General features: G+C 61.3%; 14 protein-coding genes. 9 read left to right on the forward strand and 5 right to left on the reverse strand.

Annotated features, from left to right (window positions below):
* The first annotated feature begins 43 nt into the window (after positions 1 to 43).
* The 7 genes from AB5Y67_RS19290 (at position 44) to AB5Y67_RS19320 (ending at position 7,921) form a co-directional block, all read left to right on the forward strand.
* The gene (locus tag AB5Y67_RS19290) at positions 44 to 2,473 is read left to right on the forward strand and encodes a heavy metal translocating P-type ATPase (protein WP_199427675.1); all 2,430 of its coding nucleotides are present in this window, start codon (positions 44 to 46) and stop codon (positions 2,471 to 2,473) included.
* Positions 2,474 to 2,863 carry a Cu(I)-responsive transcriptional regulator gene (gene cueR, locus AB5Y67_RS19295; RefSeq protein ID WP_005356117.1) on the forward strand — a complete coding sequence of 130 codons (390 nt, stop codon included), beginning with the start codon at positions 2,474 to 2,476 and terminating at the stop codon, positions 2,861 to 2,863.
* Between the two features lie 127 nt (positions 2,864 to 2,990).
* A complete protein-coding gene (locus tag AB5Y67_RS19300; protein WP_005339596.1) occupies positions 2,991 to 4,145 on the forward strand; it encodes a GGDEF domain-containing protein in 1,155 nt (384 codons plus the stop codon).
* Between the two features lie 30 nt (positions 4,146 to 4,175).
* Positions 4,176 to 4,439 (forward strand): YihD family protein, encoded by a 264-nt coding sequence (locus tag AB5Y67_RS19305; protein WP_005339598.1) that lies wholly within the window; start codon positions 4,176 to 4,178, stop codon positions 4,437 to 4,439.
* Between the two features lie 191 nt (positions 4,440 to 4,630).
* Positions 4,631 to 6,082, forward strand: coding sequence for a cytochrome c oxidase accessory protein CcoG (ccoG, locus tag AB5Y67_RS19310; protein ID WP_005357450.1), 1,452 nt, complete (start codon positions 4,631 to 4,633; stop codon positions 6,080 to 6,082).
* A 103-nt stretch (positions 6,083 to 6,185) separates the two neighbouring features.
* A complete protein-coding gene (locus AB5Y67_RS19315; protein ID WP_064338987.1) occupies positions 6,186 to 7,175 on the forward strand; it encodes a serine/threonine protein kinase in 990 nt (329 codons plus the stop codon).
* A 137-nt stretch (positions 7,176 to 7,312) separates the two neighbouring features.
* Complete coding sequence (locus AB5Y67_RS19320) at positions 7,313 to 7,921, forward strand: thiol:disulfide interchange protein DsbA/DsbL (protein ID WP_005356138.1); 609 nt, start codon at positions 7,313 to 7,315, stop codon at positions 7,919 to 7,921.
* A gap of 71 nt (positions 7,922 to 7,992) precedes the next feature.
* Here AB5Y67_RS19320 and pncB read toward each other — a convergent pair whose 3' ends face one another.
* Both pncB and AB5Y67_RS19330 read right to left on the reverse strand, forming a co-directional pair.
* The gene (gene pncB / locus AB5Y67_RS19325) at positions 7,993 to 9,171 is read right to left on the reverse strand and encodes a nicotinate phosphoribosyltransferase (protein ID WP_005342020.1); all 1,179 of its coding nucleotides are present in this window, start codon (positions 9,169 to 9,171) and stop codon (positions 7,993 to 7,995) included.
* Positions 9,172 to 9,272: 101 nt separating this feature from the next.
* The gene (locus tag AB5Y67_RS19330; RefSeq protein WP_005357452.1) at positions 9,273 to 9,908 is read right to left on the reverse strand and encodes a nicotinamidase; all 636 of its coding nucleotides are present in this window, start codon (positions 9,906 to 9,908) and stop codon (positions 9,273 to 9,275) included.
* A gap of 74 nt (positions 9,909 to 9,982) precedes the next feature.
* Between AB5Y67_RS19330 and AB5Y67_RS19335 the strand changes: the two genes are divergently transcribed.
* Both AB5Y67_RS19335 and AB5Y67_RS19340 read left to right on the forward strand, forming a co-directional pair.
* Positions 9,983 to 10,633, forward strand: coding sequence for a hypothetical protein (locus tag AB5Y67_RS19335; RefSeq protein ID WP_064338986.1), 651 nt, complete (start codon positions 9,983 to 9,985; stop codon positions 10,631 to 10,633).
* Entirely contained in the window at positions 10,630 to 11,136 is a 507-nt protein-coding gene (locus tag AB5Y67_RS19340; RefSeq protein WP_199427676.1) for a DUF523 domain-containing protein, read from the forward strand. Before AB5Y67_RS19335 ends, AB5Y67_RS19340 begins: the two co-directional genes overlap by 4 nt.
* Here AB5Y67_RS19340 and AB5Y67_RS19345 read toward each other — a convergent pair.
* The 3 genes from AB5Y67_RS19345 to AB5Y67_RS19355 form a co-directional block, all read right to left on the reverse strand.
* On the reverse strand, positions 11,061 to 12,026 hold the full coding sequence (locus AB5Y67_RS19345; RefSeq protein ID WP_064338984.1) for an acyltransferase: 966 nt from the start codon (positions 12,024 to 12,026) through the stop codon (positions 11,061 to 11,063). The two genes, AB5Y67_RS19340 and AB5Y67_RS19345, sit on opposite strands and share 76 nt — an antisense overlap.
* 6 nt (positions 12,027 to 12,032) lie before the next feature.
* Complete coding sequence (locus AB5Y67_RS19350) at positions 12,033 to 12,932, reverse strand: acyltransferase (RefSeq protein WP_043823224.1); 900 nt, start codon at positions 12,930 to 12,932, stop codon at positions 12,033 to 12,035.
* A 126-nt stretch (positions 12,933 to 13,058) separates the two neighbouring features.
* The gene (locus AB5Y67_RS19355) at positions 13,059 to 14,573 is read right to left on the reverse strand and encodes a YifB family Mg chelatase-like AAA ATPase (RefSeq protein ID WP_064338983.1); all 1,515 of its coding nucleotides are present in this window, start codon (positions 14,571 to 14,573) and stop codon (positions 13,059 to 13,061) included.
* Positions 14,574 to 14,586 lie beyond the last annotated feature (13 nt).

Below are 14,586 nucleotides of genomic sequence, written 5' to 3' on the forward strand. Positions count from 1 at the left end.
AGTCGGCGTTTTGTTGTGCCGACGGGTTCCGGGGAGGAACAACATGACCACTCATCTTCAATCACCCATTCATCTGCAGTTGCCGCTCAGCGGCATGAGCTGCGCCAACTGCGCAGGCCGTATCGCGGCCAGTCTCAACAAACTCGACGGGGTATCGGCCACCGTCAACTTCGCGCTGGAGCAGGCGGCCATCGAGCTGGCCAGCCCCGATCGCCTGCCTGCGGTGCTCGACAGCATCAAGAGTCAGGGTTACGACTACGGCAGCGAGACCTTTTTGTTCCAAATTACCGGCATGACTTGTGCCGGTTGTTCGGCTCGGTTGAACAAGATGCTGGCCGCGCTGCCCGGCGTTATCTCGGCCGAGGTCAATTTCTCTATCGAACAGGCCCGTATCGTGCTGGTCCCCGGGATGCAGACGCCCGCCGCTTTGCGCGAGCAGATCGAAGCGCTCGGCTTTGGCGCCCAGCTGGCACAAGGCTCGGCCAGCGGCCGCCGCCAGCAGTTGCTGGAGCGGGAAGCGCAGGAGGCCGCCACAGCCCGTCAGGCTCAAACCCGGGTCATCGTCTCGGCTTTGCTGACGTTGCCGCTGCTGGTGGGGATGCTGGCCATGGCCGGACTGTTCCCCTGGCATCTACCCGCCTGGCTGGAGCTGGTGTTCGCCACCCCGGTGCAGTTCTGGATCGGGGCCCGTTTCTATCGCGGCGCCTGGCTTGCCATCAAGAATCGCGCAGCCAATATGGATGTGCTGGTGGCCACCGGTACCAGCGCCGCCTACTTCTACAGCCTCTATCTGCTGCTGACGTTGGGGATGGCCGCCAGCGGCAAGCTCTATTTCGAGGCGAGCGCCATCATCATTACCCTGATTTCGTTGGGAAAACTGCTGGAGGCGAGAGCCCGCCGCAGCACCCAGTCCGCCATTCGCGAACTGATGGCGCTGCGGCCGGAAACCGCCACCGTCTGGCGTGGCGAGAACTGGCAAAGCGTCGCCATCGACGAGGTGCTGCGCGGCGATCGGCTGCGGGTGCTGGTGGGTGAGCGGGTGCCGGTGGATGGCAGAATAGTGAGCGGCGCCAGCGAGCTGGACGAGTCGATCCTCACCGGTGAGAGCCTGCCGGTGCCGCGCAGTGTGGGCGACAAGGTGCTGGGCGGCGCTATCAACCGCTCCGGCGTGCTGGAGATTGAAGCCACTACCGTGGGGGAGGACTCCAGTCTCAGCAAGATCATCGCACTGGTGGAGAGTGCCCAGATGGGCAAGGCGCCGCTGCAACAGTTGGTGGACAAGGTCTCCGCCGTGTTTGTGCCGGTGGTGATGGTCATCGCTCTGTTCACCCTGCTGGTGTGGTACGCCATCAGCAATGACTTCGGTCAGGCGCTGCTGGCAGCGGTGGCGGTGCTGGTGATCGCCTGTCCCTGCGCCCTCGGGTTGGCGACCCCGGCCGCCATCGTCACTGGCACCGGGGTAGCGGCGCGCCACGGTATTCTGATCAAGGATGTCGATACCCTGCAGAAGGCCCACGCCATCAAGGCGCTCATCTTCGACAAGACTGGTACCCTGACCCAGGGGCGGCCGGTGCTGGCCAGCTGGAGCGGCAACGACGAGCAACTGCGCCTCGCTGCCGCCCTGCAGCAGGCGAGTGAACACCCGCTGGCGCTGGCCATGCGCGAGGCGGTCGGCAAAGAGGCTACGCTGCCCCAGCCGGAGGCGGTGGAAGTGCGGGTCGGGGCCGGTATTGTCGGTCAGGTAGCGGGTCACACAGTCGCCATCGGTAATGGCTCCCTGCTGGCCCAGCTCGGGATTGAACCGCCGCAACAGGATGAACAAGCCGCCGATGGCGCGACCCGGGTTTGGGTGGCCATCGACGGCACGGTGGCTGGTATCGCCGCACTGGCCGATACCCTGCGCCCCGAGAGCCCGGAAGCCATCGCCACCCTGCGCCAGCGCGGTATCGCCAGCTGGCTGGTGAGTGGCGATGCACCGGCGCCGGTGGCCCATATTGCCGCCAAGCTGGGGCTGGACGGGGCCTTTGACTCCGTGCTGCCAGCGGGCAAGGTGGAGAAAGTGGAGGCGCTGCGGGCGCAAACCCGCGGGCTGGTGGCCATGGTGGGGGACGGGGTGAACGATGCCCCGGCGCTGGCGGCGGCGGACGTCGGCATCGCCATGGGCTCCGGCTCCGACGTGGCGATGGAGACCGCCGCCATCACCCTGATGCGATCCGACCCGCGGCTGGTGGCCGATGCCATCGATATCTCGGCGGCCACCTGGCGCACCATACAGCAGAATCTGTTCTGGGCCTTCGTATTCAACATCATCGGCATTCCGCTGGCGGCGCTGGGCTACCTGAGCCCCGAGCTGGCGGGGGCGGCCATGGCCCTGAGCAGCATCACAGTATTGAGCAATTCCCTGTTATTGAAACGCTGGCAGCCCAGGGCGGCGCACGTGCCAGCATCCAACCCGATCAGTAAGGAGGCATAAATGAACATCAGCAAGGTTGCCAAGGCCACGGGGCTGACCGCCAAGACCATCCGTTATTACGAGAGCATTGGCCTCATCACAGCCCCGGTACGCAGTGACAACGGTTATCGCAGTTACACCGAGGGGGCGCTGCGTGAGCTGCGTTTCGTCAAACGGGCGCGGGAGACCGGCTTCAATCTGGAGGAGTGTCAGGAGCTGCTGGCGCTCTATCGGGACGAACACAGAACCAGCGCCCAGGTGAAGAAGCTGGCGCAGGAGAAGATCGTCGATCTGCGCGCCCGCATTGCCGGTTTGCAGGCCATGCTTACCTCACTGGAAGGGTTGGTTTGCTGCTGCCACGGGGATGAAAATCCCGAGTGCCCGATCCTCGACGAATTGGAGAAGGGGTGAGCAAGGACTCACCTGCCAGTGCAGAAGAAATCGTTGTTGATTGATTAACTTCTTAATAAGCGGCGCTTTATTGTTGCGGGTCAGGGGGTAATGGTAGACTGCTCGGCTCTTGTACAGGAGTACTCAGTTGACCCAGAGTGTGACACGCCAGGTTAAGCAGGCCATTATGGCCCAGCTCTATACCCATGCATCGTTCAGTCTCCCCTGTTTGGGCGTGTTGGCATTTGGCTGGAGTCTGCTGTTTCACGACTATCTACCCGCTATCGAAGCGCTCGGTTGGCTGGCAGGCACTTTTCTGTGGCTGCTTGGTCGGGGCTGGCACCTGCGCTGGCGCCGAGCCCGCCTGCACCAGACACCGTTGCCGGTGCTGGAGCGGGAGCTCTTTATCGGAGCCACCATCACCTCCATCATCTGGGCTCTCGGGGTGCTGCTCTACATGGACAAGCTGCCCGATACCTACCGGGCCGCCATGATGATGCTCTCCAGCCTCATTCTTACCGGCAGCGCCATCATGCTGTTTGGCAGCCGCCGCACCCTCTATGGTTCCGCTCTGCCACTGGGTATGGCGATGCTGTTCGAGCTGGGCAATGGCAACGAGCAGGAACGGATTGTCTCCTGCATGCTGGCGGGTTATCTGTTTGTCTTTCTGCCGACCCTGCTCCGCCGGATGCGGCGGGATCAGATCGCCTCGCTCCACCACCGTTTCTCCAACGCCGAACTGGTGGCCGAACTGAAGGCGGTCTCCGAGCATTTGCGTCTCACCTCTCGCCTCGACGGCCTGACCGGCATCGCCAACCGCGCCCATCTCGACGACTCTCTGGAGCGGGCCTGGCGGCGCTGTCACCGCGCCCGGGCGCCGTTGTCGCTGGTGCTGGTGGATGTGGATTACTTCAAGCAGTTCAACGATCTCTACGGCCATCAGCTGGGGGATGACTGCCTGCAACAGGTGGCTGGATTGCTGGCCGAAGTGGAGCGGCGCGAGGATGATCTGGCGGCCCGTTACGGGGGCGAAGAGTTCGCCTTGCTGCTGCCCTGCACCGGCATGCAGGGGGCACTGCAGGTGGCCGACAATGTGCGGCAGGCGCTCAAGGAGCTGGCCATCCCGCACCAGAAGTCACTGGTCTCCGGTCGGGTCACATGTAGTTTTGGTGTTGCGACACTGATACCGGACAACAGCATGAAAATCGCCGATTTGATCCAAAAAGCGGATGCGGCCCTGTATCAGGCCAAGCATAATGGGCGGGATCGAATCGAAGTAGCCTTGATGGGTAAGGTTGCCTGAATTTAACGTGACAGATTAAAGAGGTTGTCTATGCAATGTCATCGTATCGAAGAGCTGCTGGAGTTGTTGCAGCCTGCCTGGATCAAGGAACAGGATCTCAGCCTGGTGCAGTTTGTTGCCAAACTGGCCCAAGAAGCGGGATTTGAAGGGCCTCTGTCCGAGCTGACCGACGACATGCTGATCTATCACCTCAAGATGCGGGAATCCGACAAGCAGGCGATGATCCCGGGTCTGGCCAAGGATCATGTGCCCGATTTCAAAGAGGCGCTGCTCAAGGCGCGCGGTATCAAATAAGCCATTTAGCCGGTCGCATCAGAAAGGCCTCAATGGAATCTAAAAAAGGTGTTTCGTCAACAGGCGAAACGCCTTTTTTGTTAATGAAATTTGCGATCCAACGCCAACATTAGATACATCTAATCCACACGGTTAGCAGGTTGTTTAAGATATAATCCGCGCCATAACAATTAAGGGAGCGATGTCTTGCAATGGCCGACCACGATAAAATCGATATCAAGGACGTCACCGACAAGGGCGTAACCGGGACCTTCAACCCCAATACGTTCAAAGCCAGCGACGACAGATTCAATCCGGGCAACCGCATCTATGTGCGGGCCCAGAAAGGGTATTGGCAGCGGATGCGCAAGGCCATGGGCTGGTTCTTTGTGGCGCTGTTCGTGCTGCTGCCCTGGCTGCGTTACGACGGGCGACAGGCGGTGCTGTTCGACCTCGGTCACCAGCAGTTCCATATATTTGGCGCCACCATCTGGCCGCAGGATCTGACCCTGCTCGCCTGGCTCTTCATGATCGCCGCCTTCGGACTCTTCTTTATTACCACCTTCCTCGGTCGGGTCTGGTGTGGCTATCTCTGCCCGCAGACTGTCTGGACCTTCATGTTCATCTGGTTTGAAGAGAAGCTGGAAGGGCCCGCCAACAAGCGGCGCAAGCTGGACGAGGCGCCCTGGAGCGGCGAGAAGCTGGCCCGCAAGGGGGCCAAGCATCTGGCCTGGCTGGCGATCTCGCTGGTGACCGGCCTGACCTTCGTCGCCTACTTCCAGGATGTGACTGAACTGGTGCCGGACCTCTTCACCCTGCAGGCCAGCGGATGGGTGCTGTTCTGGGTGATCTTCTTCACCATCATCACCTACGGCAACGCGGGCTGGATGCGTGCCATCATGTGTATCCATATGTGCCCCTATGCCCGCTTCCAGTCCGCCATGTTCGACAAGGACACCTTCATCGTCGGCTATGACACCAAGCGTGGCGAGACCCGTGGCGCCCGCTCCCGCAAGGCGGATCCCAAGGCGATGGGGCTGGGCGACTGTATCGACTGCGATCTCTGCGTGCAGGTCTGCCCGACCGGTATCGATATCCGCGACGGCCTGCAGTATGAGTGCATCAACTGCGGCGCCTGCGTCGATGCCTGCGACCAGACCATGGAGCGGATGGGCTACCCGAAAGGGCTCATCAGCTACACCACAGAGCACAAGCTGGCCAACGACTCGACCCATGTGGCGCGGCCGAAGCTGATTGGTTACGGGCTGGTGATGGCGGTGATGCTGGGGGTATTTGTCTACAACGCCATGTCCATCATGCCGATGGGGCTCGATATCTTGCGGGATCGCAACCAGCTGTTCCGCGAAAATAGCGAGGGGCTGATTGAGAACACCTACACCCTCAAGATCCTCAACAAGACCCTGCAGTCCCAGACCTACCAGCTGGATGTGGAGGGCTTGCCCGAGTATCAGTGGTTCGGCCCCCGTGAAGTGACCCTGAAGGCGGGCGAGATCTACACCCTGCCGGTCAGTCTGGCGGTCGATCCCTACAACCTGAAACGGCCGGCGCTGGATATCCAGTTCGTGCTGAAACGGGAGGGGGCGGCGCCCGATGACAGCAAGGGCAACCTGCGCCAGGGCAGCAAGTTTATCAGCCGGTTGTAACTGCGTGTGGTTGCGGGCCGGGCGTGACACCAGTCCGGTCACCAGCGAGCACGGCAATGGCGGGTAGTAGTGATAGAATGGGGCGCAACGGCGCCCCTTTCTTATGGTGGATGACATGCGTTTCAACTATTCCGACCTCAATCCCGACCTCATCATGGATGCGCTCGATCTCAGTGGCCTGCGGCTCGACTCCGGCCTTATCGAGCTCAACAGCTACGAAAACCGGGTCTACCAGTTTCAGGATGAGGATCGTCGCCGCTATGTGGTGAAGTTCTACCGTCCCGGCCGCTGGAGTCGAGCCCAGATCCTCGAGGAGCACGAGTTTGCCACCCGTCTCGCAGAGGCTGAGATCCCGGTCGCCGCGCCGCTCGCCTTCGCGGGAGAGACCCTGCTGGAGCACGAGGGCTACCCCTTTGCCATCTGGCAGAGCGTCGGTGGCCGCCAGTTCGAGGTGGATAATCTCGACCAGCTTGAGTGGGTGGGGCGTTTCCTCGGCCGCATTCATCAGATCGGCGCCAGCAAGCCGTTCCACCATCGGGTGCGACTCGATGTGGAGAGCATGCTGCATGAACCGCGTCAGCTGCTGGCGTCTGGCGAATGGCTGCCAAGCGGGCTGGCGAAGCAATTCTTCGGGGTGCTGGACGAGCTGATTAAACATGTCAGCGACGCCATGACCCAGGATGTGGCGCAGATCTCCCTGCATGGCGATTGCCACCCGGGCAACATCCTGTGGCGCGATGGCCCCATGTTTGTCGACCTCGATGATTGCCGCACCGGCCCCGCGATTCAGGATCTCTGGATGATGCTCAGCGGCGAGCGCCACGAGCAGCAGATCCAGCTCGATACCCTGCTGGCGGGCTACGAGGAGTTTATGGAGTTCGACTCGCGGGAGCTGGCGCTGATCGAGCCGCTGCGGGCGATGCGCATCGTTCACTACATGGCGTGGCTGGCGCGGCGCTGGGAAGATCCCGCCTTCCCCCGTCACTTCCCCTGGTTCAATACCGATCACTACTGGCGTCAACAGATAGCGACACTGCACGATCAGCTGGAGGCACTCAAGGCGCCGCCGTTGAGTCTGATGCCAAACTGGTGAAATAGAAGGGATCTTGTACGGCAAGGGGGACTCGATCTCCGGCCCTGACCATTGACGTCAGCATGGCGAAACAATAGGCTTGGCACTGCTTCGGTTCGCCGGGCGTGCCTCACAGTGATCCCTTAACAGGAAACATCATGAAAAAAGTTCTATTTTTCCTTGCTGCCATGCTGATGATCCCCATGGTTCACGCCGCCCCCGAGTTCAAGGAAGGCGTCAACTACGATGTGGTCAAACAGACTGGCAGTGCCCAGCCGGAAGTAATGGAGTTTTTCTCCTACTACTGCCCGCACTGCGCTACCTTCGAACCGATCGTTGAACAGTTGAAGGCCGGGTTGCCAGAGGGTGTGCCCCTCAAGAAGAACCCGGTTGCTTTCCTCGGCCGCGAGATGGGCCCCGAGATGCAGCGTGCCTACGCCGTTGCCAGCCTGCTCAATGCCGAAGCCAAGCTGACCCCGGCCATCTTCAACAAGATCCACACCCAGCGTCAGCCGCCGATGAGCCGTGACGACGTGAAGAAGATCTTCGTGGACAACGGCGTACCGGCTGAAGAGTTCGACGGTGCCGTCGACAGTTTCGCCGTCTCCGGCATGGTCTCCCAGTTCGATCGCAACACCGAGAGCTACAACATTCGCGGTGTACCGGCCTTCCTGGTGAACGGCAAGTACATGGTGAAGATTGAATCCATCACCTCTCAAGAGCAGTTCAACAAGCTGGTGCAGTTCCTGCTGGCCAAGAAAGACTGATACCCCTTGAGTCGATAAAAAGCCCGCCGGTGTGAACCGGCGGGCTTTTTGTTTTCTGGCAATCTGGCAGGTCAGACCCCGACGTGGAACGCCTGTTTGAGGTTGCGGATAAACTCCGCATCCCGGCAGAGGGTCTTGCCCGGGCTGTCGGAGATCTTGGCAACCGGGCCGCCATTGCACTCGATCAGCTTGAAGACGATGTTCATCGGGCTGACGCCGGGCAGATCGCAGGTGAGCTTGGTGCCGATGCCGAAGCTGGTATTGATGCGGCCACGGAAGTGGCGGAACAGCTGCACCGCCTTGTCGAGGTTGAGCCCGTCGGAGAAGACCAGGGTCTTGTCGGTGGGGTCGATGCCGAGGCGCTGATAGTGGCTGATCGCCTTCTCGCCCCACACTACGGGATCGCCGGAGTCGTGGCGCAAGCCCTGATAGCTGCTGGCCAGCTCGAAATCGAAGTCCCGCAGGAAGGCATCCATGGTAATGCAGTCGGTCAGGGCGATGCCGAGATGGTCGGTGAACTCGTCCAGCCAGCTGGTGAGGGCAGCGCGCTGGCTGTGCTCCAGCGGGAAGCCGAGCTGTTGGTGCGCCTGGAACCACTCATGGGCCTGAGTGCCGACCGCGGGCAGCTTGTACTTCTGGGCCAGCATATAGTTGCTGGTGCCGCGAAACGCCGGCAGCCGCTCCTTGAGGCGACCCACTACCGCATCCTGTACCGCGTGGGAGAAGCGGCGGCGGGTGCCGAAGTCGATGAGGTTGAACTCGCTCATCTCGTCGCTGCTCAGCTCCTTCTCCAGCTTGTCGATCTTCTGATCGAGCCGCTCCAGTGCGTGGCTGACGCCGAACTGGGGATAGCGGAAGCGGTTGCGCATCTCGCTGATGATGGCGAGCACCGGGATTTCCCACAGGATCACATCCTGCCAGGGGCCCTCGACCCGCACATTGATGCGGCCATCCTGCTCGAACACTTTAAGCAGCGAGGCGTCGAGCGGCTTGCGGCGCAGGTGGTCGAGGTAGTCAGGGGTGAAGAAGGGGCGCTCGGCCAGAAAATCGAGCTCTGGCCTGGTCAGTCGCAGGGAGCCGGCGAGGCGCAGTTGCTCCTCGATCTGCCCCATCATGGGCAGCAGATCCTCTTCATTGCGGCTGTGAAACTCGGCCACCACCTCGGCATCAGGATAGCGATGGAACACCGCCTGCTGCATATGCAGCTTGTAGGCATCGGTGTCGAGCAGGCTGGTGAGGATTGGAGGCATATCAGGCTCCTCGCAGACTGGTGAGCACGATGGAGCTCCCCTGCCGCATATGTAACGTGCAGGCGTCGGTGTCGAGCAGGCTGGTAAGAATCGGTGGCATATCAGGCGTCCAGCAGGCGTTGTACATCGATCAGGGTCTGGGCCAGCTCGGCCCCTGCCTCGATCATCTGGGTGTGGGCGCTGGCAACCGTCGCGGGGGCGATGCCACGGCAGGCATCGAGATGGACGATCACCCGGAAACCGGCGCGGCGCAGTTGCAGCACGCTGGTCTTGACGCAGTAGTCGGTGGCGAGACCGCCGACCAGTACGGTATCGACCTTGCGGGCTTGCAGGAATTCGATGAGTCCGGTGCTGCGCCGTTCGGCCAGGTCGTGGAAGCAGGTGCCGTAGGGATGGAGATCCGGTTCGACCCCCTTCCAGACGAAGAAGTCATAGTCGATGGGAGCGGGCAGGCCGTCGAGCAGCTCGAAGCCCTTGCTGCCCGGAACGCAGTGTACCGGCCAGGTGAGGTCTGCGTTGGGCAGATCCAGCGGCAGCAGCATGCCGGCGGGATCAGAGACGGCCCAGTCGGCATTGGCAGGGTGAGAGTCTTTGCTGCCGATCCGCAGCGTGGCGAGGGTGGCCTGAGCGTTTAGCGCAGCCACAATATCATCACCGCCCGCGACGGGCAGTTCGTTCGGGCAGAGGGGGGTAAAGCCCTTCTGCGCATCAATATCCAGGCTGGCGACGGTTCCCATGATTGGCTCCTGCACATACTATTCGTGTGATATTATCTACCAAACATTAATGGAAGGCGAGCAGGGCGATCGGCATGCTGAGAATGAGTCTGGATATGGTGGTGCTGCGGTTGCATGAGGAGCGGCTCGAGCTGCTCCTCGAGACCCGCGATCGCCCCCCCTTTGCCCACTGCTGGCAACTGCCGGCGCTGCGTATCGACGAGACCCGGGATCGGGATCTGGATGCCGCCCAGCGCCGTCTGCTGGCGGAGTGGGGGCTCGGTCACTGCTACAGCGAGCAGGTCTGCACCCTCGGCAATCTGGAACGGGATCCCCGCGGCTGGTCCACTACCCTGGTTTACCTCTGTCTGGTGGCGCCTGAAGTGGAGACCCGCCACGGTTGCTGGCATCCGGTTTCGACCCTGCCGGGCATGAGCCTCGCCTTCGACCATGTCCAGCTCATCGCCAAGGGGCTGGAGCGGCTGCGGATCAAGAGCCGCTACAGCACCCTGCCGCTGCAACTGCTGGGGCCCGAGTTCACCCTCTCCGAGGTGCAGCGCGCCTTTGAAATCATCCTGCAAACACCCATGAATACGGCGGCATTTCGCAAGCGGATCCATCGCGCCGACATTCTGGTGGATACCGGCCGCAAGCGCACCGGCAAACAGCGTCCCGCCATCCTCTACCGGCTGGAGAGCCCCTGCTGCGTGATGTTCGATCAAGTGATGCATGGAGCGGAAGCATGAGTGATACCAGCGTGCACAAGGTGCTGGTGAGTGCCTGCTTGCTGGGTCAGCCGGTGCGTTACGACGGTCAGAGCAAGGGGATCGTCAGCGACTGGCTGAGTGAGCTGGGTGCCGAGGGGCGGGCGCTGGCGTTTTGCCCCGAAGTGGCGGGCGGTCTGTCGACCCCGCGTCCTCCTGCCGAGCGGCAGGGCGAGCGTGTAGTGACGGCGAGCGGGCTGGATGTGACTGAAGAGTTTGATCGCGGCGCCGAGCTGGCGTTGGAAATCTGCCAGACACAGGGCATTCGCTTCGCCCTGCTGAAAGAGGGGAGCCCCTCATGTGGCAGCGGCCGTATCTATAACGGCCGCTTTGAAGGGGTTTCTGTGGCGGGCGAGGGCAAGACCACTGCCCTGCTGCGCCGCCACGGGATTGTGGTCTTTTCCGAAGATCAGTTGGCCGAGTTGGCCTCGGCACTCTCTTTGGATTCATCCCCGGATTTGGCGGCAACCGGCAGCGGCGCCTGACCGCTCTGCCACCCCTCCAGCACCTCGTCCTTCTCCTGCCAGCGCTGGTTTAGCCACTCCTGAAAACCGCGCTTGAATTGCTTGTCGTTGAAGTAATCTCCAATCAGCTGCTCATTCACCGGCAGCTCCTCAATCCGCACCTGAATGCGTTTTACCCGCCCCATCAGGAAGTCCTTGAACGGGGTCTCGGCGTTGTCCGGATAGCGGATGGTGACGTTGATCAGGCTGTCGAACTGCTCGCCCATGGCTGCCAGCGTAAAGGCCAGCCCCGCCGCCTTGGGCGGCATCAGGTGACGATAGCGGGAGCGGGCCGCATCCCGTTTCTGCTCGGTGAAGCGGGTTCCTTCCACGAAGTTGATGACGGTAGTGGGGATGTGGCGAAACTTCTCGCAGGCGTTGCGGGTGGTTTCTATATCTTTGCCGCGCAGATGGGGATTTCTTAACAGAAATTCTCGCGAATAGCGGCGCATAAAGGGCATATCGAGCCCCCAGCAGGCGAGCCCCAACAGCGGGATGTAGATGAGCTCGTGCTTCATGAAGAACTTGGGCACCGGCAGCCTATCGCGGAACAGGTGGCCGAGCACCACGATATCGGTCCAGCTCATATGGTTGCTGATGATGAGATACCAGCCATCCTTGCGCAGCTTGGTATTGTCCTCCACCTGCCAGTCAATACGGGTGGTGAGGCGGATCACCAGCGCATTGCAGGCCAGCCACAGACGCATGAAGCGGTTGTTGAGGCGGCTGCAGGCGCGGCCAAAGGCCGGGATCGGCAGTACTAGTTTGGCCAGCGACACCAGCAGGATCAGGCTGGCGCACAAGGCGGTGAAAAGGATGGTCAGGCCCGCGCTGATGATCAGCACCAGCGGGCCGGGAAGCAGGGATAGCATAAATGTTTACTGCGCCTTGGTTGCCAGCAGTTGGCTCAGGGTCTGGTCCTTTTCGTGCCAGATCCCGTTCAACCACTGTTGAAACTCTTGTTGGAACTCGGGGTCATTGAAGTAATCCCCCACCAGCTTGCGGTCGATCGGCAAATAGCGGACCTGAACCTTGATTTGCCCGACCCGGCCACACATGAAGTCCCAGTAGCTGGGGATGCCGTCCGGATAGGCGATGGTGACATCCACCAATTGATGCAACTGATCACCCATGGCGGCCAGAGTAAAGGCGATGCCCCCCGCTTTCGGGAGCAGCAGATGACGATAGGGCGAGCCCTGCTTCTGATGCTTGCTGCCGGTGAAGCGGGTGCCTTCGACGAAGTTCATCACACTCACCGGAATATGGCGGAACCTGGCGCAGGCCTTACGGGTCGTTTCAATGTCTTTTCCCTTCAGATGGGGATGTTTTTCCAGAAATTTTCTGGAATATCGCCGCATGAAGGGGAAGTCGAGCGCCCACCATGCCAGACCGAGAAAAGGTACCCAAATCAGCTCTTTCTTGAGGAAAAACTTCAGGAAGGGGATTTTTTGGTTAAAAACCCGCTGCAGTACCAGTATGTCGACCCAGGATTGATGGTTGGCAATCACCATATACCACTCATTCCGGCGCCCTTTGTCCACTCCGACCACCTCGAAAGGGGTTTTGATGATGGTTTTCTGGATCAGATTGTTGAAACCGATCCAGCAGCTGGCACAGCCATCGAGCAGCCAGTTGCAGAGGGTGCGCCACCCCTTGAGGGGGAGCAGGAGCTTGAGCAGACCCAGCGAAAAGATGGGGACAAACCAGAAGAGGGTGTTGAAAAAATAGAGCAGGGTGGAGAGGCTGCCGCGCAGTCGCTCTGTCAGCTTGTTGGGCATGAGTCGGGTCCGTCTTGCTGTCGATAAAGGGCCATCAAGTGGTCAGATCTGTGGCCATAATATCAGCCGATTGCCCGTGAGACCATTCAGAGCCTTTACGGGGTCGGACTCACCCTTTCCCTTCTGTCAGCTGCTGCGCAGTCGCGACAGCAGCCTGTCCATGGCGCGATAACCGAGCGCCTCGATAAGATGCTCCTTGCCGATGGCGGGTTGCCCGGCCAGATCGGCGATGGTGCGTGACACCCGCAGGATGCGATGCCAGGCCCGGATGCTGAGCCCCAGCTTCTGGATGGCGTTCTCCAAAAATTCGGCATCTTTCGGTGATAAGCGGCAAATATCCTCTATCTCACGGCTATCCAGCAGGTTGTTGAGCTTGCCGTTACGACTCAGCATGCGCTCTCGCGCCGCCAGCACCCGAGCGCGGATCTGCTGGCTCGACTCCCCCCGCTCCGCCTTGCCGGTCAGGCTCCCCTTGGGCAGCAGCGGCACCTCAACTGTCAGGTCGAAGCGGTCGAGAAAGGGGCCGGAGAGCTTGCCGAGGTAGCGTAAGATCTGATCCGGGCTGGAGCGGGTCTGGCCGTCGCCATAGTGGCCACAGGGGCTGGGATTCATGGCGCCGACCAGCTGGAAGCGGGCGGGAAAATCCACCTGGCGGGCGGCCCGGCTGATGGTGATGTGGCCCGTCTCCAGCGGCTCACGCAGGGAGTCGAGCACCTTGCGCTCGAATTCGGGCAGCTCGTCGAGAAACAGCACCCCGTTGTGGGCCAGCGAAATTTCGCCGGGCCGCGGGTGGCTGCCACCACCCACCAGCGCCACTGCGGAGGCACTGTGGTGGGGCGTGCGATAGGGTCTGTGGTGCCAGTGGCCGGCGCGTGGGGTGAGGCCGCCGATGGAGTGGATGGCGGCGGTCTGCTGCGCTTCCTGCTCGCTGAGCGGCGGCAAGATGCCGGGCAGTCGGCTCGCCAGCATGCTCTTGCCAGTACCGGGCGGGCCGATGAACAGCAGGTTGTGGCTGCCGGCGGCGGCGATCTCCAGCGCCCGCTTGGCCTGAGACTGACCAATAACATCCTGCAGATCTGGTACATCGGGCAGGCTCTCCGCGTTTTGGGGATCCGGCAGCGGCAGTTCGTATTGTCCTGCCAGCCAGGCGGTGACTGCCAGCAGCTGGTGGGCGGTGCGCACCTCGGCATCCTGAATGAGAGAGGCTTCCGGGCCGTTCTCTCGCGGTACCAGCAGGGTGCGTCCCGCATCCCGGCAGGCGAGTGCGGCAGGCAGTACCCCGAGTACGGGACGAATTTCGCCTGTCAGGGCCAACTCCCCTAAAAATTCGTGATCGAGCAGATATTTTGCCGGTATCTGCTTGGAAGCGGCGAGAATGCCGATAGCGATAGCCAGATCGAAGCGGCCTCCCTCCTTGGGCAGATCGGCGGGGGCCAGATTGACTGTGATGTGTTTGCTCGGGAACTCGAAATTGCCGTTGAGCAGGGCGCTGCGCACCCGATCCCGCGACTCCTTCACCGAGGTTTCCGGCAGGCCGACCATGTTGAAGGCGGGCAGGCCGTTGGAGAGGTGAACTTCCACTGTAACTTGCGGGGCCGCGATCCCGAGGCTGGCACGGCTATAAACCACAGCTAATGACATAAATCCCGTCCTT

Source organism: Aeromonas sp. s12, assembly GCF_040907925.1.
Lineage (GTDB): Bacteria > Pseudomonadota > Gammaproteobacteria > Enterobacterales > Aeromonadaceae > Aeromonas > Aeromonas veronii.